This is a genomic window from Microbacterium aurantiacum, from assembly GCF_021654035.1.
Classification (GTDB): Bacteria; Actinomycetota; Actinomycetes; order Actinomycetales; family Microbacteriaceae; genus Microbacterium; species Microbacterium aurantiacum.
This window is the reverse complement of record NZ_JAJPDW010000001.1, coordinates 1-22,725: the sequence shown is the minus strand read 5'-3', so window position 1 is coordinate 22,725 and position 22,725 is coordinate 1. Positions and strand designations below refer to the sequence as shown.

At 69.7% G+C, this 22,725-nt stretch carries 23 protein-coding genes and 1 pseudogene; 12 read left to right on the top strand and 12 right to left on the bottom strand.

Features of this window, described 5'->3' with window-relative positions:
* Positions 1–3: 3 nt before the first annotated feature.
* Positions 4–261: an MrpF/PhaF family protein gene (locus tag LTL01_RS00115; RefSeq protein ID WP_272877654.1), complete on the top strand. Its 258-nt coding sequence runs from the start codon at positions 4–6 to the stop codon at positions 259–261.
* Positions 258–629: a monovalent cation/H(+) antiporter subunit G gene (mnhG, locus tag LTL01_RS00110; protein ID WP_236966914.1), complete on the top strand. Its 372-nt coding sequence runs from the start codon at positions 258–260 to the stop codon at positions 627–629. The genes LTL01_RS00115 and mnhG overlap by 4 nt, the downstream gene beginning before the upstream one ends.
* Before the next feature lie 23 nt (positions 630–652).
* Here the strand turns inward: mnhG and LTL01_RS00105 are convergent, their stop codons facing one another.
* The 3 genes from LTL01_RS00105 to argG are packed head-to-tail and all read right to left on the bottom strand — an operon-like array spanning position 653 to position 4,150.
* Positions 653–2,101: a phytoene desaturase family protein gene (locus LTL01_RS00105; RefSeq protein ID WP_236966913.1), complete on the bottom strand. Its 1,449-nt coding sequence runs from the start codon at positions 2,099–2,101 to the stop codon at positions 653–655.
* Complete coding sequence (locus LTL01_RS00100; RefSeq protein WP_236966912.1) at positions 2,098–2,697, bottom strand: SRPBCC family protein; 600 nt, start codon at positions 2,695–2,697, stop codon at positions 2,098–2,100. The genes LTL01_RS00105 and LTL01_RS00100 overlap by 4 nt, the downstream gene beginning before the upstream one ends.
* 10 nt (positions 2,698–2,707) lie before the next feature.
* Positions 2,708–4,150 (bottom strand): argininosuccinate synthase, encoded by a 1,443-nt coding sequence (gene argG / locus LTL01_RS00095; RefSeq protein WP_236966911.1) that lies wholly within the window; start codon positions 4,148–4,150, stop codon positions 2,708–2,710.
* A gap of 98 nt (positions 4,151–4,248) precedes the next feature.
* On the opposite strand from argG, the gene LTL01_RS00090 reads away from it, so the two are divergent.
* The gene (locus LTL01_RS00090; protein WP_236966910.1) at positions 4,249–5,298 is read left to right on the top strand and encodes a DUF1214 domain-containing protein; all 1,050 of its coding nucleotides are present in this window, start codon (positions 4,249–4,251) and stop codon (positions 5,296–5,298) included.
* Here LTL01_RS00090 and LTL01_RS00085 read toward each other — a convergent pair.
* On the bottom strand, positions 5,226–5,984 hold the full coding sequence (locus LTL01_RS00085) for a Pr6Pr family membrane protein (protein ID WP_236966909.1): 759 nt from the start codon (positions 5,982–5,984) through the stop codon (positions 5,226–5,228). The two genes, LTL01_RS00090 and LTL01_RS00085, sit on opposite strands and share 73 nt — an antisense overlap.
* Positions 5,985–6,055: 71 nt before the next feature.
* Here LTL01_RS00085 and LTL01_RS00080 point away from each other — a divergent pair, with 71 nt between their 5' ends.
* Positions 6,056–7,342, top strand: a complete 1,287-nt coding sequence (locus tag LTL01_RS00080; protein ID WP_053546646.1) for an adenylosuccinate synthase — start codon at positions 6,056–6,058, stop codon at positions 7,340–7,342.
* A 4-nt stretch (positions 7,343–7,346) separates the two neighbouring features.
* The gene (locus LTL01_RS00075) at positions 7,347–8,555 is read left to right on the top strand and encodes a lactonase family protein (RefSeq protein ID WP_236966908.1); all 1,209 of its coding nucleotides are present in this window, start codon (positions 7,347–7,349) and stop codon (positions 8,553–8,555) included.
* 42 nt (positions 8,556–8,597) lie between these two features.
* Here LTL01_RS00075 and LTL01_RS00070 read toward each other — a convergent pair whose 3' ends face one another.
* The gene (locus LTL01_RS00070; RefSeq protein ID WP_236966907.1) at positions 8,598–9,779 is read right to left on the bottom strand and encodes an AI-2E family transporter; all 1,182 of its coding nucleotides are present in this window, start codon (positions 9,777–9,779) and stop codon (positions 8,598–8,600) included.
* 58 nt (positions 9,780–9,837) lie between these two features.
* On the opposite strand from LTL01_RS00070, the gene LTL01_RS00065 reads away from it, so the two are divergent.
* Positions 9,838–10,131 (top strand): chorismate mutase, encoded by a 294-nt coding sequence (locus tag LTL01_RS00065; RefSeq protein ID WP_053546644.1) that lies wholly within the window; start codon positions 9,838–9,840, stop codon positions 10,129–10,131.
* 33 nt (positions 10,132–10,164) lie between these two features.
* Here the strand turns inward: LTL01_RS00065 and LTL01_RS00060 are convergent, their stop codons facing one another.
* From LTL01_RS00060 to LTL01_RS00050, 3 genes are read right to left on the bottom strand one after another with little or no spacing between them, the layout of a single operon-like run.
* A complete protein-coding gene (locus tag LTL01_RS00060) occupies positions 10,165–10,896 on the bottom strand; it encodes a hypothetical protein (RefSeq protein WP_236966906.1) in 732 nt (243 codons plus the stop codon).
* On the bottom strand, positions 10,893–11,795 hold the full coding sequence (locus LTL01_RS00055; protein ID WP_053546642.1) for an ABC transporter ATP-binding protein: 903 nt from the start codon (positions 11,793–11,795) through the stop codon (positions 10,893–10,895). Before LTL01_RS00055 ends, LTL01_RS00060 begins: the two co-directional genes overlap by 4 nt.
* Positions 11,792–12,184 carry a GntR family transcriptional regulator gene (locus LTL01_RS00050; protein ID WP_053546641.1) on the bottom strand — a complete coding sequence of 131 codons (393 nt, stop codon included), beginning with the start codon at positions 12,182–12,184 and terminating at the stop codon, positions 11,792–11,794. Before LTL01_RS00050 ends, LTL01_RS00055 begins: the two co-directional genes overlap by 4 nt.
* A 353-nt stretch (positions 12,185–12,537) precedes the next feature.
* Here LTL01_RS00050 and LTL01_RS00045 point away from each other — a divergent pair, with 353 nt between their 5' ends.
* The 3 genes from LTL01_RS00045 to LTL01_RS00035 all read left to right on the top strand — a co-directional run bounded on the left by LTL01_RS00045 (position 12,538) and on the right by LTL01_RS00035 (position 15,804).
* The gene (locus tag LTL01_RS00045) at positions 12,538–13,836 is read left to right on the top strand and encodes a quaternary amine ABC transporter ATP-binding protein (protein ID WP_236966905.1); all 1,299 of its coding nucleotides are present in this window, start codon (positions 12,538–12,540) and stop codon (positions 13,834–13,836) included.
* Positions 13,836–14,819 (top strand): ABC transporter permease, encoded by a 984-nt coding sequence (locus tag LTL01_RS00040; RefSeq protein WP_236966904.1) that lies wholly within the window; start codon positions 13,836–13,838, stop codon positions 14,817–14,819. The genes LTL01_RS00045 and LTL01_RS00040 overlap by 1 nt, the downstream gene beginning before the upstream one ends.
* 73 nt (positions 14,820–14,892) lie before the next feature.
* Complete coding sequence (locus LTL01_RS00035) at positions 14,893–15,804, top strand: glycine betaine ABC transporter substrate-binding protein (protein ID WP_236966903.1); 912 nt, start codon at positions 14,893–14,895, stop codon at positions 15,802–15,804.
* 12 nt (positions 15,805–15,816) lie between these two features.
* Here LTL01_RS00035 and LTL01_RS00030 read toward each other — a convergent pair whose 3' ends face one another.
* From LTL01_RS00030 to purL, 4 genes are all read right to left on the bottom strand, one after another.
* On the bottom strand, positions 15,817–16,575 hold the full coding sequence (locus LTL01_RS00030) for a hypothetical protein (RefSeq protein WP_053546638.1): 759 nt from the start codon (positions 16,573–16,575) through the stop codon (positions 15,817–15,819).
* A 7-nt stretch (positions 16,576–16,582) separates the two neighbouring features.
* On the bottom strand, positions 16,583–17,377 hold the full coding sequence (locus LTL01_RS00025) for a hypothetical protein (protein WP_236966902.1): 795 nt from the start codon (positions 17,375–17,377) through the stop codon (positions 16,583–16,585).
* 81 nt (positions 17,378–17,458) lie between these two features.
* Positions 17,459–17,593 carry a hypothetical protein gene (locus LTL01_RS14565; protein ID WP_257730669.1) on the bottom strand — a complete coding sequence of 45 codons (135 nt, stop codon included), beginning with the start codon at positions 17,591–17,593 and terminating at the stop codon, positions 17,459–17,461.
* A gap of 9 nt (positions 17,594–17,602) precedes the next feature.
* A complete protein-coding gene (gene purL / locus LTL01_RS00020) occupies positions 17,603–19,933 on the bottom strand; it encodes a phosphoribosylformylglycinamidine synthase subunit PurL (RefSeq protein WP_236966901.1) in 2,331 nt (776 codons plus the stop codon).
* Between the two features lie 177 nt (positions 19,934–20,110).
* Between purL and LTL01_RS00015 the strand changes: the two genes are divergently transcribed.
* The 3 genes and pseudogenes from LTL01_RS00015 to LTL01_RS00005 form a co-directional block, all read left to right on the top strand.
* The gene (locus LTL01_RS00015; protein WP_236966900.1) at positions 20,111–21,022 is read left to right on the top strand and encodes a DUF808 domain-containing protein; all 912 of its coding nucleotides are present in this window, start codon (positions 20,111–20,113) and stop codon (positions 21,020–21,022) included.
* 566 nt (positions 21,023–21,588) lie between these two features.
* Positions 21,589–21,681 (top strand): annotated as a pseudogene (locus LTL01_RS00010) (transcriptional regulator); the annotation flags it as partial.
* A gap of 114 nt (positions 21,682–21,795) precedes the next feature.
* Positions 21,796–22,725: transposase (locus tag LTL01_RS00005; protein WP_443677116.1), on the top strand; the 930-nt coding region annotated here is incomplete at its 3' end.

Here is a 22,725-nt window from a genome sequence, read left to right as displayed (position 1 = left end):
CTCATGATCGCGATCTACGCCGTCTTCGGCGTCGCGGCGTTGCTGATCCTGTGGCGCATCATCGTCGGCCCGTCGATCCTCGACCGCGCGGTCGCCTCTGACGTGCTGCTGACGCTCGTGCTCTGCGTGATCGGCGCCGACATGGCGATCAACCACCACACCCGGTCGCTTCCGGCGATGCTGATCATCGCCGCGGTCGGCGTCTTCGGATCGATCGCGATCGCCCGCTTCGTCGCACGGAAGGACAACACCGACCAATGAGTCCCGTCGCATCCGTGAACGCCCTCGACGTCGTCGCGCTCGTCCTCATCCTCATCGGGGCGCTCCTGTGCCTCACCGCCGCGATCGGCCTGCTCCGTTTCCGCGACGTCCCCACCCGGCTGCACGCCGCCACAAAGCCCCAGGTGCTGGGGTTTATCCTCATCTGCCTCGCGATCGCCCTCGCCCTGGAATCGTGGGCGGTCGTGGCCTTCCTCGTGCCGGTCGTCCTCGTGCAGCTCGCCACCGCGCCGCTGTCGGCGCACATCGTCGGGCGGCAGGCCTACCGCAACGGCACCATCGACCGTCAGTCGCTGTCGATGGACGAGCTCGCGGAGTCGAAGCGCACGCCTCCCGCCGCGGGGGGCTGAGCAGGTCTTTCGCATCCGCTCCGTCAGGGAGCGAGGTCGACGGGCGCGCGCCGGCCGAAGGTGTTGCGCAGTGCCGACTGCGCCGCGTACCAGCCGGAGAGTCCGTGCACGCCGGGGCCCGGCACGGTCGACGAGCCGCACAGGTAGAACCCGTCGAGAGCCGTCCGCCACGGGTCGCGCGAGAGCACGGGGCGCGCGAGCAGCTGCCACAGGGTCGCCGCTCCCGCGCTGATGTCGCCGCCGACGTAGTTCGGGTTCTGCTCGCTCAGATCGACGGCCGTGGCGCTCCGGTGCGCGATGATGAGATCGCGGAAGCCGGGCGCGACGCGTTCGATCGTCCGGGTGATGGCCTCGGTCTGGTCGACGTCGGACCCCGCCGGCACGTGCGTGTACGCCCACAGCACGTGGTGGTCGCCGGGAGCGCGCGAGTCGTCGAGCACCGACGGCTGCGAGACGAGGACGTAGGGGTCTGCCGCGTGACGGCCCCGGGCGACCTGGTTCTCGGCCCACGCCATGTCGGCGCGCGTGCCGCCGAGATGGACCGTCCCCGCCTTCCGCACCCGTTCGTCGGCCCACGGAACCGGGCCGGAGAGGGCGAAGTCCACCTTCGCCGCCGCGTTCCCGTGCCGGAACCGCGAGAGCGCACGCCGGTAGCGGGCGGGCACGCGATCCCCGGCGAGGGCGAGGAACGCCCGGGGGGTGATGTCCATCACCGTCGCGCGGGCGGGTGGCAGATCGGACAGGCGCCGGATGTCGTGTCCGGTGACGACCTCGCCCCCGTGGGCGCGGATGTCGGCCACCAGCGCGTCCGCGATCGCCTGGCTCCCGCCGCGCGGGATCGGCCAGCCGCCCGCATGGGCGTGCGCTTGGAGGGCGAGACCTGCGCCGGCGGCTACGAGGCTCGGCTGGCGCACGATCGCGTGCGCCGAGACGCCGGTGATCATCGCCGGCGCCTGCTCCTCGCGGAAGCGCGCGTTCCACACCGGCGTCCCCTGCTCGAGGACGCGCGCGGCGAAGATCGCGGCGGCGATCGGATCGTCGGGGATGCCGAGGAGGTTCGATCCGGTGAAGCGGGCGACCGCGAGGGCGCGGTCGGCGAGGGGCCCGATCATCCGCCGGTACGCCGGCCCGTCGACGCCGAGCTCGTGGGCGGTCCGTGCGAGGTCGACGTACGCGACCCCCGCCGGTCGCCCCGGAAGCGGGTGGGCGAACGACACCTCGGGGGTGAGGAGCTCGAGGCGTTCGGCGAGACCGAAGGCCCGGAAGAACGGCGAGGCGACCGCCAGGGGGTGCACCGCCGAGCAGATGTCGTGGTGATAGCCGGGGAGGGTCAGCTCCGCGGTCCGGGTGCCGCCGCCCGGTGTGTCGGAGCGCTCGAAGACCTGGACTCCCAGACCCGCGCGGGCGAGGGTCGCGGCGGCGGCCAGACCGTTGGGTCCGGAGCCGACGACCACCACGTCGGGAGAGGTCACTCCCGCTTCTCCGGGGGATCGACCTGCTCGGGGTGCTCCGCGGCCTCGTGCGCGTCATCCGCCTCGGCGACGTCCTCGCGCGCCTCACGATCGGCCTGCGGGCCGGGCTCCTCCTCGGGGACGTCGTCGCGGATCACCCGGTCGTTCTCGAGCCGGGCCTGCGCCCGCCCCTCGGCGAGGAAGGCCAGGCGGCGCAGGGTCTCGGTGTTGCGGATGCGCATGATCGGGGCCCAGAGGAACCGGGGGATCCGGGCGGCGAGGCCCGCGACCGGCTCCTCGCCCATCCGGACGATGCAGTGATCGCCGCGCGGGCGGACGTCGATGACGACGACGGCGCGGCCGAAGGGGCCGATCCGTGCGCGTAGCCGCAGCCGGCGCGGCGGGTCCCACTCGACGACCTCGGTGCGGTCGTCGATGAGGACCGGCCAGATGCCGAGCGAGTGGTGGATCTCGGCTCCGGCCTGCGGCCAGTCGCCGGTGACGTCGCGCATGCGCGCCGCACCGACCACCCACACCGGGTACAGCCAGCCGTCCGAGAACACCGCGAACACGTCATCCGGCGTGCTGCGGACGATGCGGGCATTCCCGGTGGCCACGGACGCCGCCTCAGTCGGTTCCGGAATCGAAGGCCGCGGCCTCGCTGGCGGCATCGACCGCGTCCGCCAGCTCTTCACCGCGCGCATCGGTCGGGGTGACCGACCCGGTGATCTCCTCGGCGCCGCCCGCGCTCAGGGTGCCGACGAGCTCGCCGGTCGCTCCGCCGATGATCCCGGCGGCGGCGTAGTGCTCGAGGCGCGCGCGCGAGTCTGCGATGTCGAGGTTCCGCATCGTCAGCTGACCGATGCGGTCGGTCGGTCCGAACGCGGCATCCCCCACCCGCTCCATCGAGAGCTTCTCGGGTGCGTAGGACAGGTTCGGCGAGACGGTGTCCAGGATCGTCCAGTCGTCGCCGCGACGCAGGCGCAGGGTGACGGTGCCGTTGATCGTGGACCCGACCCACTTCTGGATCGACTCGCGCAGCATGAGCGACTGCGGCTCGAGCCAGCGGCCCTCGTACATGAGGCGACCGAGCCGGCGGCCCTGCTCGTGGTAGGTCGCGAGCGTGTCCTCGTTCAGGATGCCGTTGACCAGGCGCTCGTAGGCGATGAAGAGCAGCGCCATCCCAGGCGCCTCGTAGATGCCGCGCGACTTCGCCTCGATGATGCGGTTCTCGATCTGGTCGCTCATGCCCAGGCCGTGGCGCCCGCCGATGCGGTTGGCCTCGAAGACCAGCTCGACCGGGTCGGCGTACTCGACCCCGTTGAGGGCGACGGGGCGACCGGCGTCGAAGGTGACCGAGACGTCCTCGGTCTCGATGGCGACCGCGGGGTCCCAGAACCGCACGCCCATGATGGGGTCGACGACCTCGAGCGAGACCTCGAGGTGCTCGAGCGTCTTCGCCTCGTGGGTCGCACCCCAGATGTTCGCGTCGGTCGAGTAGGCCTTCTCCGCCGAGTCGCGGTAGGGGAAGCCGTGCTCGGTGAGCCACTCGCTCATCTCCTGCCGACCGCCCAGCTCGGTGACGAAGTCGGCGTCGAGCCACGGCTTGTAGATGCGAAGAGCGGGGTTGGCGAGCAGGCCGTAGCGGTAGAACCGCTCGATGTCGTTGCCCTTGTAGGTCGATCCGTCGCCCCAGATGTCGACACCGTCCTCCTTCATCGCGCGGACGAGGAGCGTGCCGGTCACGGCGCGGCCGAGGGGCGTGGTGTTGAAGTACGTCTTGCCGCCGGAGCGGATGTGGAAGGCGCCGCACGCGAGGGCTCCGAAGCCCTCCTCCACGAGCGCGCGCTTGCAGTCGACCAGGCGCGAGATCTCGGCGCCGTACTCGAGCGCGCGGCCGGGGATCGCGGCGATGTCGTCCTCGTCGGGCTGGCCGAGGTCTCCGGTGTACGTGCAGGGGACGGCGCCCTTGTCGCGCATCCACGCCACGGCGACGGAGGTATCGAGCCCCCCGGAGAAGGCGATGCCGACGCGCTCGCCGACGGGCAGGGACTGAAGGACCTTCGACATGCCCTCCAGCTTAGTGAGCGGCATCCGTCTCTCTATCACGGGGAAATCACCCTCCGCAGGGGTTTGCCGAAGCGGGGTTTGTGAACGAGAGTGTGACGATGGCACTCCACGTCAACGCCGACAACTTCGTGCGAGCCGAAACGGACCGCATGTTCGCCGACATCCAGGCGGATGCGGGCGGCATCGGCGTCTTCCGCCATAACCGCGAACCCGCGTCGATCGACGCCCAGACGGTCATCCGCCTCAACCGCGACACTCTCTACAGCTTCGCGATCGCCGATCTCGCCGCCGGCGCGACGCTGACGGTGCCGGATGCCGGCGCCCGCTACGTCTCGGTGATGATCGTGGACAACGACCACTACATCCGCGCGGTGCTCCACGAGCCGGGGGAGTACGACCTCGCGGAGCTCGCCCCCGAGTCCCGCTACGTGCTCGTCGCGGTGCGCACCCTCGTCGATCCCGCCTCCCCGGCGGACGTCGAGGCGGTCGCGGCCGTTCAAGACGGTTTCGTGCTCGACAACGACGGGGCGGAGACCTTCTCACCGCCCGCGTACGACGTCGCGTCGCTCGACGCCACGCGCACCGCGCTGCTGAGTCTCGCCAGTGGACTGCGCGCTTTCGAGCGCACCTTCGGCGGCCCCGACGAGGTCGACCCGGTCCGTCACCTCATCGGCACGGCCGCCGGGTGGGGCGGACTGCCCCTCACCGAGGCGTCATATGTGGGTGTGGCGCCGAACCTTCCGGTCGGGCACTACGAGCTGACGATGCGAGACGTCCCGGTCGACGCGTTCTGGTCGGTCTCCGTCTACAACGCGCGCGGCTACTTCGAGCCGAACGGCGACGACCGCTACAGCGTGAACAGCATCACCGGCGTCGCCGACGAGGACGGGGCGATCACCGTGCGCTTCACCCCGCCGGGAGAGGCCACCGGTCCGAACGACATCCCCCTGCCCGAGGGCTGGAACTACCTGCTGCGGCTGTATCGGCCGCGCGAGGAGTTCCTCGAGGGGCGGTGGGAGGTGCCCGACCTCGTGCGGCTCGACGCCGCCGTCGTCGCCGAGGTCGAGGTCTCCGATCAGCCCGCGGCTGAGCCCGCGGATGAGCCCGAGGACGACCCCGAAGAACCCGAAGCCCCCGCCGGGCGCTGAGCACGGCGGCGTCCGAGGAAGACCACTGCGGCGCCCACGAACAGGATCCCGACGGCGATCCCGACGACGTACACGGCCACACCGGCGTAGCCCGGGGGCTGGAGGGCGGGATTGTTCGGGTTCAGGAACGGGTAGGGGTACCAGAACGGATCGCCCGTGACCGGGTTGGTGACGAGGGTCCCCCGCACCATCGTGTAGACCACCCAGACGATCGGGAACGCCACGATCGCCCACATCGCCCGCCACACCAGCGCGCGGCGGCGCGGCCCGAGGAAGAGGTCGAGGGCGAGGAACAGAGGCGCCACGACGTGAAGGACCTCGTTCGACCAAGGCACGGTCGTCCCCGGGGCGAGCTCGATCCCCCGCAGCAGCAGGTTGTAGACGATGCCGGTGATCACCATGTAGGTCGTCACCGACGCCAGCGCCACGGCCAGTGGCCTTCCGTCGGTCCTGGCCGGGTGGCGGAGCCCGTGCACCCCCGCGACGGCGAGCACGATCGCCGCGGAGACATTGGAGAGGATCGTGAAGAAGCTGAAGAAGTTCGCCACGGTCGTGGTCACGTCGCGGCCGGCGTCCAGCGCGATGTCGACGGTGAGGGCGAGCTGACTGACGACGGCGGCCACCACCGCGGCCGCCATGGCGAGGCGCAGGATCTGCCAGATCCGATCGCGCGTGCGGGCGTGCATAGGGTGACTGTAGTGGTCTGCGACGCCCGATAGACTGAGGTCTAACCGTGTCGACAACGGGGGGAAAGCCCATGCCAGGCATCGTCATCGTCGGAGTCCAGTGGGGGGACGAGGGCAAGGGCAAAGCCACCGACCTCCTCGGGGAACGCACCGACTGGGTCGTGAAGTTCAACGGCGGGAACAACGCCGGCCACACCGTGGTGATCGGCGACGAGAAGTACGCCCTGCACCTGCTGCCCTCCGGCATCCTCTCGCCCGGCGTCAACGCCGTCATCGGCAACGGCGTCGTGGTCGACCCCGAGGTGCTCTTCAACGAGCTCGAGGCGCTCACCGCGCGCGGCATGGACATCTCGCGCCTGCGCATCAGCGCCAACGCGCACCTCATCACCCAGTACCACCGCACGCTCGACAAGGTCACCGAGCGCTTCCTCGGCAAGCGCCAGATCGGCACCACGGGCCGCGGGATCGGACCGGCCTACGCCGACAAGATCAACCGGGTCGGCATCCGCGTGCAGGATCTCTTCGACGAGAACATCCTGCGCCAGAAGGTCGAGGGCGCGCTCGACCAGAAGAACCACCTCCTCGTGAAGGTCTTCAACCGCCGCGCCATCACGGTCGATGAGATCGTCGACGAGCTGCTGTCCTACGCCGAGCGCCTCCGCCCGATGGTCGCCGACACCGGGCTGCTCCTCAGCGAGGCCCTCGACCGTGACGAGGTCGTCGTCTTCGAGGGCGGTCAGGCCACGATGCTCGACGTCGACCACGGCACCTACCCGTTCGTCACCTCGTCGTCCGCGACCGCGGGCGGGGCGGCGACCGGCTCGGGCATCGGTCCCAACCGCCTCGACCGCATCGTCGGCATCGTGAAGGCGTACACGACCCGCGTGGGCTCGGGCCCGTTCCCCACGGAGCTCTTCGACGAGAACGGCGACTTCCTGCGCTCGCGCGGGTTCGAGTTCGGCACGACCACCGGGCGCCCCCGCCGCGTCGGCTGGTACGACGCCCCCATCACCCGGTACGCCACCCGGATCAACGGCATCACCGACCTCGTGCTCACCAAGCTCGACATCCTGACCGGACTCGACCGGATCCCGGTGTGCGTCGCCTACGACGTCGACGGTCAGCGCTTCGACGAGGTGCCGGTGAACCAGTCCGACTTCCACCACGCGCGGCCGATCCTGGAGTACCTCCCCGGCTGGAAGGAGGACATCTCGGGCGCCCGCACGTTCGAGGACCTCCCCGTCGCGGCGCAGGAGTACGTCCTCGCTCTCGAGGCGATGAGCGGCACGCGCATCTCGGTGATCGGCGTCGGCCCCGCGCGCGACGCGGTCATCGTCCGGCACGACCTCGTGGACTGAGCCCGTGCGCTTCCTCGTGGGCGGCTACACCGCGGACGCGGAAGGTTCGGCGACGGGCATCGCGCTCCTCGATGCCGGGTCCCCCGACGATGCGCTCGCCGGGGGTGTGCTGCGCGGTGCTGGGGATGCCGTCGCAGTGACGGGGTCTCCGTCCTGGATCACCCCGCACCCGACGCTCGACGTCGTCTACGCCGCTCTGGAGGGAGCGGGGACCGTGCAGGCGTTCCGTCGTGTCGGCCCCGAACGCCTCGCGACCCTCGGTGTCGCGGTCCCGGCGGGGGACGCGGTCTGCCACGTGGCGGTCTCTCCCGACGGCGCCTTCCTCGTCGCCTCGTGCTGGGGGGACGGGCGCGTCGTGCGGATGGGTCTGGATGCCGCAGGTCTCCCGTCGCGCCCCGTCGAGTCCGCTGCTCCCGTCGATCCGCATGGTTCGGCTGCGACGCAGGCCCATACGGCGGCCGCGTCGGGCGGGACGGAGGAGGTCATCGACCTCGCCGCCGCCGCCCGCGCCCTCCGCGAGGCGGCGGGCGCGGAGTTCGCTCACCTCGTCCCGGAGCACGATCGCGATGAGGTCCCGCACCCTGCGACGCCGGAGCAGCCGTCCGCGGAGACCGCGCGCACCCCGCACGCGCATCAGGCGCGGTTCCTGCCACCCGGCCTCGTCGCCACCACCGACATGGGGTACGACACCGTGCGCCTCTGGAGCGTCACGGCCGACGGCCTCCGCCACCGGCAGGACGTGGTGCTGCCGCGCGGATCCGGCCCGCGCCACACCGTGTGGCATCCGAGCGGTCACCTCTACGTCGTCACCGAGCTGTCTCACGAGGTCTTCGCCCTCGCCCCCGACGTCACGGGGGCGTGGCGCATCGTCGCCGGGACGAGCCTCGGCGCCGGCATCCTCCCCGATGACACGGCGGCCGAGCTCGCGATGTCCCATGACGCCGAGACGCTGTATGCGGGCGTGCGCGGGACCGACACCATCGCGGTCCTCCGCGTCCGCGGCGGGGGCGAGGCGCTCAGCCCGGTCGCGCTCGTCGAGGCGGACGTGCGGTGGCCGCGCCACCACCTCGTGGTCCGCGACACGCTGCTGGTGGCCGGACAGCATTCCGACGACGTCGTCTCGCGCCCGCTCGATCCCCGCACGGGTATCCCGGGACGGGTCCGGCACCGCGCGTCGGTCGCGTCGCCGAGCTGCCTGGTGCCGCTCGGCTGAATCCGGGCTCGGCCGTCCGATGGGGGCGCCGCGCCGCCGCCGTCAGGTGACCGGCCGGGTCTTGGCGTCCTGCCGGGGGATCACGACCTGCTTGATGATGAGCAGGATCGACGCCGTCACCGGCACGGCCACGAGGGCACCGAGGAGGCCGAGGAGCGTCCCGCCCACGAGCGCGCCGATGACGACGAGCGATCCCGGGACCGAGACGGCCTTGCTCATCACCCGCGGCGTCAGTACGTAGGCCTCGACCTGCATGTAGACGAGGTAGGCGAGGGCGAAGATGAGCGCCGCGAGCGGGTCGAGGAACAGGGCGACGCTGGAGCCGATGATCCAGAACAGCACCGGACCTACGAGCGGGATGATCGTGATGCTGAACGAGACCACCGCCATGAGCGCCCCGAACTGCAGGCCGAGCAGCAGGTACATGATGAAGGTGAAGGTGGCGTTGAAGAAGGCCAGCACCACCATGCCCATGAGGTAGCCGCCGATCGAGTCGGTGATCTGCTCGGTGAGGTCGGCCGTCTTGGCACGCGCGTGCGCGGGGACGAGCCGGTAGAGGCCCTGCTTCATCGACAGCAGCGACGCCAAAAAGTAGAGGCTCAGGACGATCACGATGATGCCGCCCGAGATCGCCGAGCCGATGCCGACGACCACGCGGAGCACGCCGCCGCCGAGGGTCGCGATGATGCCCGGGTCGGAGAGGAACTTCTGGATCTCGGCCGTCAACGCCTCGACCGGGTCGCCGAAGGTGCTCTCGGCCCACCCGTAGAAGGATGACTGCTGGAAATTGGCGATGAGGGAGGGGACGTCGTCGATGAACTGCGCGATCTGACCGACGACCGTCGGCACGATGAGCAGGAGGACGCCGATCAGGATCAGCGCGAAGACGGCGTAGACGATGACGATGCCCCACGCGCGGGGAACGTTCTTGCGCTCCAGCCACCGCACGGCGGGATCGAGTGCGAGGGCGACGAAGAGGGCGAGGGCGACGTAGATGATGATCGTCGACAGGTTGCCGAACGCGATGCCGAGCGCCAGGGCGACGAGACCGCCGAGGGTGAGGGTGAAGCCCACCGCGAACGGGTTGTTCAGGCTCGCCCAGCGCTGCAGGGCGGCCCGCGGGGGAAGGCCGCGGCGGGAGTCGTCGGGGGCGTCGGAAGAGGCCTCGGTCGGCGCGGGCACCTCGGCGGGCGAGGCTGCGGTCGAGGGCGGCTCGGCGGTCATCCTCACACTCTAGGACCGCGGCGTCGCGCGGTAGTGTCGGGGCGAGGAGGATTCACCCATGAAGGACGACCCGCGCGCCACCCTGCTCCGCCTGCGCAGCAGCATCGACAACATCGACGCCTCGCTGGTGTATCTCTTGGCCGAACGGTTCAAGTGCACCAAGCAGGTGGGCGAGCTGAAGGCCGAGTTCGGGATGCCGGCCTCGGACCCCGCGCGGGAGGAGCAGCAGGTCGCACGCCTGCGGGCCCTCGCGGAGGAGGCGGACCTCGACCCCGCCTTCGCGGAGAAGTGGTTCAACTTCGTCGTCGCCGAGGTGATCCGCCACCACACCGAAGCGGCCGACGGGCGCTGAGCACCCGCCGGCCGCGTGCCGGTGCGTCCCCGATCAGGGAGTCGCGCGGCGGAGGATGCCGTACGCCGTCGCCGACAGCACCGCCACCACGCCGAGGACGAGGAACGCTCCGCCGAGGATGCCCAGCTCGGCGAACCAGATGAAGACGGGTCCCCACGCGTTCAGGCGCCCGATGAGGAACATCGCCAGGACCAGCAGCGCGCCCAGCCCCACGAGCACCACCGTCAGGGCGATGCCGCCGAAGCGCTTGTAGATCGTCGCCGAGGTGAACCCGACGATGAAGAAGAGCATCGCGATGCTGAAGTAGAACAGGCCCGCAACGGCCGCGCCGGCATCCCAGATCCCGGGCAGGGCGAAGAAGTAGCCGTTCATGCCCCAGCCGTTCGTCACCGTCTCGATGAACGCACCGAGGACGAACACGATCGCCAGGATCAGCGCGGTCATCGCGGCGGTGAGGAGGGTGCCGAAGAAGAACTCGCGCCGGCTGACGCTCATCGCCTGCGAGAACGGGAAGGTCAGGGTGAGGGCCTGGACGCCGACGACGCCGAAGTACCACAGCGGTGCCTGTGCTCCGCCGCCGAAGAGGTTGCCCGACCCGCCGTTGCCGATGATCACGCCCCAGATCGCGAGGGTGATCAGCAGCGTGCCGGACAGCACGATGAGGGGGATCCAGATGTATGTCTGGCGATTCACCAGCTGCATCCGGACCACGTTCAGGAGGCGGGGCCCGCCGGTGCGGCGGGGTGAAGCGGTGACGGCGGTCATCGGAGGGCTCCTTCGTCGTGACGCGCGGACGCGGACTGCTGGGTGGTGCGCACGATCAGCTGCTGCAGCGAGACCGGGGCGACGTCGAGGCCGTCGTCGGCCAGACGGACGCGGTCGGCGTGGGTGAGTTCGCCGAGGACGGTGACGCTCGACACGTGGCCGAGGCCCTCCCGGTGGAGCACTTCGCGGCCCGCCACGAAGGCGTCGACCCGGGCGCTGTCGCCGACGATGGTCGCGGCGCGTCCGCGGACGGCATCCGTCTCCTCGTCCATGATGATGCGCCCGCCGTCGATGACCAGGACGCGCTCGATGAGGTTGGAGACCTCGTCGATGAGGTGGCTGGAGAGGATGATCGTCCGGGGGTGCTCGGCGTAGTCGGCGAGCAGACGGTCGTAGAAGATCTGCCGGGCCACGGCGTCCAGGCCCAGGTAGGGCTCGTCGAAGAAGGTGATCTCGGCGCGGGAGGCGAGGCCGATCACCACTCCGACGGCGGACAGCTGACCTCGCGAGAGCTTCTTGATCGTCTTCTTCATCGGCAGCTGGAAGTCGTCGACCAGCTGATCTGCGAGGTCCTGGTCCCAGTTCGGGAAGAACAGGCGCGCGATGCGGAACGCGTGACGCGGCGTGGCGTCGTCCGGGTACTTCTGGCTCTCGCGGACGAAGCACATCCGCTGCAGCACGTGGGGATTCTCGTACGGGCGCTCTCCGAAGATGCGCACATCGCCGGAGGTGGCGAAGTTCTGCGCGGTCAGGATCGACATGACCGTGGTCTTGCCGGCGCCGTTGCGGCCCAGGAGGCCGTAGATCGTGTCCTTCTCGATGGCGAAGCTGATGTCGTCCACCGCGACGGTCTCGCGGTAGCGCTTGGTGAGGCCGGTGACCTCGATGACGGCGGTCATCTCGGGAGTCCTTCCGTGGTCGGGGGAGTGTGGTGTTCCGCACGTTCGCGGATGAGGGAGGTGAGGGTGTCGGCGCTCAGACCGAGGCGCGCGGCCTCGGCCAGGAGCGGCTCGAGATAACGATCTGCAAACGCTTCGCGCCGGTCCGAGAGGACGCGGTCGCGTGCTCCCGGGGCGACGAACATGCCCACCCCGCGTCGCTTGTACAGCACGCCCGAGTCGACGAGCATGTTCACTCCCTTCCCCGCGGTGGCGGGATTGATGCGGTAGAACGCGGCGAGCTCATTCGTCGACGGGACCTGGGATTCTTCGCTCAGAGTCCCGTCCACGATCTGCTCCTCGATCGCCTCGGCGATCTGCAGGAAGAGTGCTTTTCCGTCGTCATTCACGGAGCCTCCGATCGGGGTGCTTACCCGGTTCATTACTTGACCAACTAACCATGCAAGCAGCCTCATGTCAAGACGCCGTTCTGCACTCGGGCGGGTTTGCGTGCGGCATCCATCTCTGATTGCCTCGTAGAAGGGCCGTCTCGGCCCACACGACCAGTCCGCGCCCCCGTCACCCCGAGAAGAATCGGGTGAGGAGATGGGGTCGTACGGTCGGTGATCTGGGTGGGGAACCCGATGTACCCCACCGGTAGCGATGTCGCTGGGGTGCCCTGCTGCCCTGCCGTCGCCGATGATCACCACCCGGGCGCGACCGATGCGGCCCTGCCTGCTCGCGGGCCGTCGAGGTGTGACCAGTGACCGTCGCTCATGCAATCGAGGTCGAGAACCTCTACAAGGTCTTCGGGAAGAACCCGAAGCAGGCCGTGAAGCGGCTGAAAGCCGGGGAGAGCCGGACGGATGTCGCGGATTCCGGCACCGCCGCCGTCATCGACGCCGGCTTCACCGTCTCGCCCGGAGAGATCTTCGTCATCATGGGTCTCTCCGGCTCGGGGAAGTCCACCATCATCCGGATGCTCAACGGACTGCACGACGCCACCGCCGGCACGATCCGTGTGCAGGGCGACACCATCACCGACATCCCCGCGAACAAGCTCCGGGAGATCCGACGGGACCGGGTGTCGATGGTCTTCCAGCACTTCGCCCTCCTGCCGCACCGCACCGTGGCCGACAACGTCGCCTACCCGCTCGAGCTCCGCGGCGTCGGCAAGACCGAGCGGCTGGCCAAGGCGGAGGAGATCCTCGGCATGGTGGGTCTCGAGGGATGGGGCGACAAGCTCCCCTCGGCGCTCTCGGGCGGCATGCAACAGCGCGTGGGCATCGCCCGGGCCCTCGCCGCCGACACCGACATCCTCCTCATGGACGAGGCCTTCAGCGCGCTCGACCCCCTCATCCGCCGCGAGATGCAGGAGCAGCTGCTCTCGCTGCAGCAGAAGCTGCAGAAGACCATCGTCTTCATCACCCACGACCTCAACGAGGCGATGTTCCTCGGCGACCGCATCGCGGTGATGCGCGATGGTCGCATCGTGCAGATCGGCACGCCCGAGGACATCCTCACCGACCCCGCCAACGACTACGTCGAGCAGTTCGTGCAGGACGTCGACCGGGCGCGCGTCCTCACAGCGGCGAACGTCATGGAGCGGCCCCGCCCCGTCGTCACCGACAGCGGCGGCCCCCGCACGGCGCTCCGTCAGATGCGCGACGCCTACTCCTCGGCCGCATACGTCGTCGGTCGCGATCGGCGCCTCCTCGGCATCGTGACCGACCGCGACGCGGTGAAGCTCGTGCGACGCGGCGAGAGCGCGCTGACCTCGGTGCTCAAGCCCGTGCCGCAGAGCGTCCCGCAGGACGAGGTGCTGATCAACCTCTTCGTGCCCGCCGTCGAGTCGCAGCTGCCGCTCGCGGTGACCGATGACGAGGGTCGCCTCGTCGGTGTGATTCCGCGCGTCACCCTGCTCGCCGCCCTCGGCCCCGGCCCCACCGACACCTCGGAGATCACGATCCTTCCCCGCCCCATGCCCTCCACCGAGATCGACGCGCTGCTCGGGGACTCCGTCGACGGAGTGCCGGCCGCCGACAGCGAGGGGGTGCGCTGATGGATGGTTTCCGCGTTCCCGTCGGCGACTGGATCGACACCGGAGTCGATTGGCTCCGCGACAACCTCTCCGGCCTGTTCGACATCATCAGCATCGTCGTCCGCTTCCTGGTCGACGGACTCACGGACGTCCTCATCGCCGTCCCCGTGCCGCTGGCGATCGTCGTCTTCGCCCTGCTCGGCTGGTTCTTCCGCTCCTGGCAGATGGCGATCGGCACCGCCGCGACCTTCACGCTGATCGTCGCGATGAATCTGTGGGTGCCGGCGATGCAGACGCTCTCGCTGGTCCTCGTCGCCACGGTGGTGGCCCTCCTCATCGGCATCCCGCTGGGGATCTGGTCGGCGCGCAACGACACCGTCCGCGCGATCCTCAAGCCGATCCTGGACTTCATGCAGACGATGCCGGCCTTCGTCTACCTGATCCCCGCCATCACGTTCTTCAGCATCGGCGTCGTCCCGGGCGTCGTCGCGACGGTCATCTTCGCGCTGCCCCCCGGGGTGCGTCTGACCGAGCTCGGCATCCGCGGGGTCGACTCCGAGACCGTCGAGGCGGGGCACGCGTTCGGCGCGAAGCCCGGGCAGATCCTCCGCGGCATCCAGCTGCCGCTCGCGATGCCCACCATCATGGCGGGCGTCAACCAGGTGATCATGCTGGCCCTGTCGATGGCGGTGCTCGCGGGCATCGTCGGCGCGGACGGCCTCGGCAAGATCGTCGTGCAGTCGGTGTCGACCGTGAACCTCTCCCTCGGCGTCGAGGCGGGCCTCGGCGTCGTGATCCTCGCCGTCTTCCTCGACCGCGTGACCGCCTCGCTGGGCAACCCCGCCGACTACCCGCGGTCGCTCCGGGCGAAGCTCGGGCGCGGGCGTGCGATGCGCGGCTCCGGCGGGCCCGCCGTCACCGAGAGCGCGGACGCGTCTGCCGAGGCCGAGCGCGAGATCGCGTCCCCGCGGCGCGCTCCGGTCGGCGGCGGCGGAGCGCTGTAGACCTCAGAACCCACAACTGAACACCGATACGGAACGAATGCGATCACACATGAAGAAGATGAAGGGAAGCACCATGCGAAATCGGAAGCTCACAGGAATCCTCGCCCTCGGCGCGGCGGCGACGCTCGCGCTCGCCGGCTGCTCGAGCGACGGCGGCGACAACGGAACCGCGGACGCCGGCTCGGAGGAGATGGGCACCATCACGCTCGGGTTCCTCCCGTCGTGGACCGACGGCCTCAGCACCGCGTACCTCCTCGAGAACCAGCTCGAGAAGCTCGGCTACACCGTCGAGATGCAGGAGCTGACCGAGGCGGGTCCGCTCTACGCCGGTCTCGCCCAGGGCGACGTCGACATGTACCCGTCCGCGTGGCCCGAGGTCACCCACGCCTCCTACATGGAGGAGTACGGCGACAGCATCGAGGACATCGGCGCCTACTACGAGGGCGCGGTGCTCACCATCGCCGTCCCCGACTACGTCGACATCACCTCGATCGAGGACCTCAAGGGCAACGCCGACATGTTCGGCGGCGAGATCGTCGGCATCGAGCCGGGCGCCGGCCTCACCGGTGTGACGCAGGACTCGATGATCCCCGCGTACGAGCTGGGCGACGAGTACACGCTCCTCACCTCGTCGACCGCGGCGATGCTCACCGAGCTCGAGAACGCGATCGCAGCCGAGGACGACATCGTCGTGACGTCGTGGCGTCCCTTCTGGGCCAACGACGCCTACAACCTCCGCGACCTCGAGGACCCGCGCGGCGCCATGGGCGAGCCCGAGGCGCTCCACTTCCTCGGAACGAGCGACTTCTCGGAGCGCTTCCCCGAGGCGGCCGAGCTGATCGCCGGCATCCAGCTGGATGACGCGCAGTACGCCTCGCTCGAGGACATGGTCGTGAACGAGTACGGTCAGGGCCAGGAAGCCGAGGCCGTCGAGGCGTGGATCGAGGCCAACCCCGACGCGTTCAGCACGCTCATCGCGGACTGATCTGAGAACCTCTCACGGGCGGGCGGCCTTCGGGTCGTCCGCCCGTGGCAGTTCCCGCATGACCTTCTTCTCCAGCGTCTCGATCGCCTCATCGGACACCGCGATCAACCCGTCCAGCTCCTCGCGCACGCGGCGGTAGGCGCTCTGCCGTTCGGCAGGGGTCGCGGCCTCGTCCACGGCGATGTTCAGCAGTCGCTGGGCGGTCGCGAGGCGCTTGCGCTCGGCATCCGTGAACTCCGAATCCCGCAGGCGCTTGGCGTCGCGCTCGGCGAGGTCGAAGGCGACCTCGAAATCGGTCACCGCCTCGCGATACTCGCGGAGCTCCTCGGCGGTGATGCGGGCGTCGAGCCCGTCAGGCCGCAGATGGTCGGCCCGGCGCTTCGCCCGCAGGAACGCGGCGGTGAGGGGCTGGCGCCCGTCGCTCATCGCGGGGTACGCGATCATCTTCGCGACGTCGAGCTCGTAGTCCAGCCATCGCGCGGTGATCTCGTCGTGCGTCGCGAACAGCCGCTCGAGGGTGCTCGGTCGCTTCTCGCCGGACGTGACCTCGGACTGCTTCTGCTTCTTCTTCTCCGGCTTCGCCGGGAGCGGCGGGAGGATCACACCGGTCTCGGCGGCGCGCAGCTCGGCGCGGGCGCGGATGAGTTCGAGCTTCTGTTTGTGGCGGCGACGGGAGGCTGCCTGCAGGGAGTTCCACGCGCCGGCACCGACGCCGAACAGCGGGAACGCCAGCCACCAGAAGTTGCCGAGGAAGTCGAAGAAGGGTTCCACGATCTCCTCAGTGGTCCTCGGACGGCGCGCGCCGCGAGGGCACGGGCCAGGTGGGCTGCGGGGACGTGGGCTGCGCGGTCGTGGGCGGCGTGACGGCCGGCGGCGGGCTGTTCCAGCGGAGTCCCGCGACACCGCGACGCGCGGTGTCCTGCGCGTCGCGCTCGGCGACGTCGAAGGCGGCTTCCATCGCGCCCACGGCGTCGCGGTACTCCACGAACTGCGCCGCGGTCATCTTGGCCCGCGCGGTCGCCGGTCGCAGCCGCTGCGCATCGTGCTGCGCTCGCAGGAACGCGTGCGTCGACGGATGCCGCGCATCGAGCATCTGGGGGAAGGACAGCGCGGCCCCGGCATCCGTTTCGTACACGAGCCAGCGCGCGGCGATCGCATCGTGACGGGCGAGGAGCTGCTCCAGCGGAAGCGGGGCGCTCCGCCCGCTCTGCGCGAAACGCACCTGCACCGCCTTCAGTCGATCGCGGCTCGCGCGAAGGTGCATGGCCGCCGCACGCTCGGCGGCCTTGGCGGCCTGGATCGCGCGGCGCTCCTCGGGTGGGGTGGCGGCGAACGGCACGCCCCCGCGCGCGGCCTTGGCGCTCAGCGCGTCCGCCCGCGCGGCCCGGACGTCGGCGCGCGCCGACTGCAGGGCCTGGTAGGCGCGGTATTGGTCATGGCGGGCAGCGTCGAGTTCGAGACGCCGCGCGCGTCGACGCGGCATCGTGACGGCGCCGTAGCCGACCGCACCGAGGCCTGCGGCCGTCGGAGCGATCCACCACCAGCTGCCGAGGAAGAACAGGACCGGCTCCACGGTGACATGCTAGTCGCGCCGGGAAGCGCGTGCCGCGGACTCGGGGTCAGCGTTCAGCCGCGGGGTGTCCACCGCCGCTGATCAGCCGAACAGCAACGCGAACACCGTCGCCCCGCCGCCGACGAGCAGCAGGGAGACGATCGTGACCCACGCCACGACCTTGATCCGCTTCTGCCGGGTGTCGGCGAAGCCCGCGTATTCGTCGTCCTGAGCCATGGCGACAGTTTAGGACTCGGTGATCACAGCGCCGAACGCTGCGGGGAGCCTGGCGGAGGAGACCGAGCGCAGCTCGGCGACCGGGACGGTGAACTGCCCCTGGACCTCGAGCTCGGCGGTCTCGGCGACGTCGGTCACGCCGATGCGGAGGACGGGGTATCCGCGCCCCTCGCACAGGCCCCGGAACTTCACGTCGTCCTCGCGCGGCACGCTGACGATCACGCGGCCCGTCGACTCCGAGAAGAGCGCGGTTGCGGCATCCACTCCGTCGCGCTCGATGATCTCGTCGAGCCACACGCGGGCGCCGACGCCGAAGCGCGTCACGGCCTCGGCGAGGGCCTGGCCGAGGCCGCCACCCGAGAGATCGTGGGCGCTGGAGATCAGACCCTGGAGCGAAGCGGCGTGTACGAGCTCGGCGAGACGCTTCTCGGCGCCGAGGTCGACCGCCGGCGGGCGTCCGCCGAGGTGGTCGTGGATGGTCGCCGCCCACTGCGAGCCGCTGAGCTCGGTGGAGGTCACCCCGAGGAGGTAGATGTTCTCGCCCGCGTCCTGCCAGCCCGACGGGATGCGGCGCGCGACGTCGTCGATGATGCCGAGGACGCCGACGACCGGGGTGGGGAAGATCGGGGTGTCGCCGGTCTGGTTGTAGAAGCTGACGTTGCCGCCGGTGACCGGGATGCCGATCTCGAGGCATCCGTCGGCGAGGCCCTCCACGGCGCGGGAGAACTGCCACATGACCTCGGGGTTCTCGGGGGAGCCGAAGTTCAGGCAGTCGGTGACGGCGGTGGGGACGGCGCCGGTGACGGCGACGTTGCGGTACGCCTCGGCGAGGGCCAGCTGCGCGCCCTGGTACGGGTCGAGCTGGCAGTAGCGGCCGTTGCAGTCGGTGGCGATGGCGAAGCCGAGGCCGGACTCCTCGTCGACGCGGATCATGCCCGCGTCGTCGGGGAAGCTGAGGGCGGTGTTGCCGAGGACGTAGTAGTCGTACTGGTTGGTGATCCACGACGTGTCGGCGAGGTTCGGGCTGGCCACGAGACGCAGGAACTGGTCGCGGAGCTCGGCCGGGTCGCTCGGACGTTGGAGAGCGGATGCCGAGTCCTCGCGCAGCGCGTCGATCCACGTCGGGTAGGCGACGGGGCGCTCGTAGACGGGGCCGTCGACGGCGACGGTGGCGGGGTCGACGTCGACGATCTTCTCGCCGTGCCAGTAGATCTCCAGACGCCCATCGCCGGTCACCTCGCCGAGGACGCTGGTCTCGACATCCCACTTCCCGACGACCTCGAGGAAGGCGTCGAGCTTCTCGGGGGCGACGATCGCCATCATGCGCTCCTGGCTCTCGCTCATGAGGATCTCCTCGGGCGTGAGCGAGGGGTCGCGGAGGAGCACCTTCTCGAGGTCGACGCGCATGCCGCTGCCGCCGTTGGCGGCCAGCTCGCTCGTCGCGCACGAGATGCCCGCGGCGCCGAGGTCTTGGATCGCCTCGACGAGGTCGTCGCGGTAGAGCTCGAGGCAGCACTCGATGAGCACCTTCTCGGCGAACGGGTCGCCGACCTGGACGGCCGGGCGCTTGGTGGGCCCGCCCTCGGAGAAGGTGTCGGAGGCGAGGATCGAGGCGCCGCCGATGCCGTCGCCGCCGGTGCGCGCACCGAAGAGGACGACCTGGTTGCCGGCACCGGTGGCGTTGGCGAGCTTGATGTCCTCGTGGCGCATGACGCCGACCGCGAGGGCGTTGACGAGCGGGTTGCCCTGGTAGACCGCGTCGAAGACGGTCTCGCCGCCGATGTTCGGCAGTCCCAGGCAGTTGCCGTAGAACGAGATGCCGCTGGTGACGCCGTGCACGACGCGGGCGGTGTCGGGGTCGTCGATCGCGCCGAAGCGCAGCTGGTCCATGATCGCGACGGGGCGGGCGCCCATGGAGATGATGTCGCGGACGATGCCGCCGACGCCGGTGGCGGCGCCCTGGAACGGCTCGATGTAGCTCGGGTGGTTGTGCGACTCGACCTTGAAGGTCACCGCCCAGCCCTCGCCGATGTCGACGACGCCGGCGTTCTGGCCCATGCCGACCATGAGCCGTTCCTTCATCGCGTCCGAGACCTTCTGGCCGAACTGGCGCAGGTAGATCTTGCTGGACTTGTACGAGCAGTGCTCGCTCCACATGACGGAGTACATCGCCAGCTCGCCCGAGGTGGGGCGGCGGCCGAGGATCTCGCGGATGCGGTCGTACTCGTCGGGCTTCAGTCCGAGGGCGCCGTAGGGCTGCTCCTTCTCGGGCGTCGCAGCGGCATTGTCGACGGTGTCGGCGGCGGGGCGCGCGGGCGTCGAGGGGGTGAGGGTGGTCATGCGGCTGAGCTCCAGGAATCGCGGGCGCCGGACGCGATCAGTCTAGTTGTGCCCCGACATCACTCGCGAGCAGCCCCGGGCGGTGCGTGAGGCTTATCGGCGAGGAGCCACTAGCGTGAGGGCGGGTGCCTCCGGCGGCCGCGTCCGGGCGGCTGTCCGTGCACGAAGGAGAACCGCATGTCCGTAGGCCTGCTCGCCGTCGTCGACGACATCCTGTCCGCGGCGCTGAAGGCGAGCGCGAAGACCGCGGGCGTGGTCATCGACGACGCGGCCGTGACGCCGCAGTACGTACAGGGCATCACGCCCGCGCGGGAACTGCCGGTCGTGTGGAAGATCGCCCTCGGAAGCCTCGTCAACAAGTTCGTCATCATCATCCCCATAGCGCTGCTGCTCACGGCCTTCGCGCCGTGGGTGCTGCCGTACCTCCTCCTCATCGGCGGCGGGTTCCTCTGCTACGAGGGTGCCGAGAAGGTGCTCGAGTGGTTCGGCGCGCACCATGAGAGCGAGGATGATGGGGCGCGGGATGAGAAGAAGCTCGTCTTCGGTGCGATCCGCACGGACCTCATCCTGAGCACCGAGATCATGCTGATCGCTCTGTCGAACCTCGACCCGGATTTCGGGCTCGGCATGACGTTGGCGGCCCTCTCGGTCATCGGGCTCGGCATGACGGCGCTCGTCTACGGCGTCGTCGCGCTGCTCGTGAAGATCGACGACATCGGCCTCCGGTTCATGAAGAGCCCGTCGCGACGCGTCCGGCGGACCGGTGCGCGCGTGGTCGCGTCCATGCCCACGGTGTTCCGCGTGATCAGCGTGGTCGGCACCGTCGCGATGCTGTGGGTGGGCGGTCACCTCGTCATCGCGAACCTCGCCGAGACGGTGTGGCACGGCCCGTACGACCTCCTCCACGCGATCACGCATCTCGTCGAGGCGGCGGGCCCCGTGGTGGTCTGGGTGGTCGACACCGCGGTGTCGGCCGTGTTCGGCCTCGTCGCCGGTCTCGTCATCGTCGGCGTCGTGATGGGGATCCGGCGCCTTCTCCCTTCATCGCGGAAGGCGGGCGCAGGACACGCGGCTCCTCCCGCGGACTGATCGTGCGGTCACGAGAAGTGTCGGTATCGCTACTCGATGACACTAGGTGTCGCGCCGGAAGGACACTTCTGAGGGTTGCGCGGCATCCTTGTCGTGACACTTTCCTGAGACAGGCCGCCTGGCGGACCTTGGGAGGCGCCAGCGCACACGGCGAGGAACAGGGCGATTGATGGCACCTCCCGCAGGGGAATCTGGACTGATCATTATTCGGGTGGCATGTGTTTGCTACTTGTATTCTCGGAGCATCTTCTCCGGTGAATGGATCGTCGTGCCTTCTGCTGTCAAACGTCCGGCCGAGCGTGAACGCTGGTCATCCACTCGATTCGTCCTTTTTGCCTTCACGTTCAACGCGTTGTGTTTGTTTGTGCTCCTGGCGAATCTGCTCACCGGCAATGTCTGGTGGAAGGTCGCGGTGCCGATCGCTGTCGTTTGCCTTCTTTTCGGGGGTCTGGCGGGGTTCCTGGCCAGGAGATTGCGGCTCAAAGAGCGATAGGGGCGAGCTCAGTCGTAGGCGCGTCGACCAACGGAGATTCTCAACCGGTCATCCCGGGCTGTATAGTCATCGTGTGCTGACTCTTTCTTCTCGTCTTGATGTGATGAACCGGCTCGGTCGGGCGATGGCCGATCCGTCGCGTTCGCGGATTCTGCTGTCTTTACTGGCTCTTCGGACATCCGGTGGGGGTAGGGCTCGCCGGGTGATGGTCGGCGTGTAGGGGTCGAGGTCCCCGAGGATCAGAAGCGCTAACTCTCTGATCTACCCCGAGGACCTCGACGTGCTTCACCCTACTTGGGGGTGCGCTTCGGCGCGCTCTGCTTGCTGTCCGTGTGCCCGCTGTGACCTGCTGGTCGGCCTTCCCGGTGTTCATGTCGAGCACGTCGACCGTCGCGACGGGCTGCTGGTCGTGACGGTCTCGAGCCCCGCCGCGCCTGCCGGGTGCCCGTCGTGCGGTGTCGTCGCGACAGGTCGAGGGCGCCGCCGGCGGGTGCTGCATGACGTGCCCGGAGCGACCCGGGTGCGGATCGTGTGGCGGCAGCGGGTCTGGCGATGCGACGACGAGGGCTGTCTGCGGAAGACGTTCACGGAGCAGCTGCCGTCGCTGGTTGCCCGGCGCGGGTCGATCACGACGCGCGCTATCGGCTGGGCGATCGGGCAGCTGCGTCGCGAGCACGCCACGATCGCGGGCCTGGCCCGGCAGCTCGGGACGTCGTGGAAGACGGTGTGGCGGGCCGTCGAACCCGAACTCGTCAAGCTGGCCGTCGATGAGACCCGGTTCGAGAACGTCACCACGCTCGGCGTCGACGAGCACATCTGGCACCACGTCGACCCCCGCAAGCGCGGCCCGAAGGAGTTGACCGGGATGGTCGACCTCACCCGCGACGAGCACGGAAAGACGCGGGCCCGGCTGCTGGATCTCGTCCCGGGCCGATCGGGGAAGGCGTATGCCTCCTGGCTCGGTGATCGTGGCGACGCGTTCCGGAAGAACGTGCGAGTGGCAGCTCTCGATCCGTTCGCGGGTTACAAGACTGCGATCGACGACAAGCTGCAGGACGCCACCGCGGTGCTCGACGCGTTCCACGTCGTCAAGCTCGGCACCGCCGCCGTTGACGAGGTCCGCCGGCGCGTCCAACAAGACACCCTCGGCCACCGCGGCCGCAAGGGCGACCCGCTCTACGGGATCCAGACCATCCTCCGCGCCGGCGCC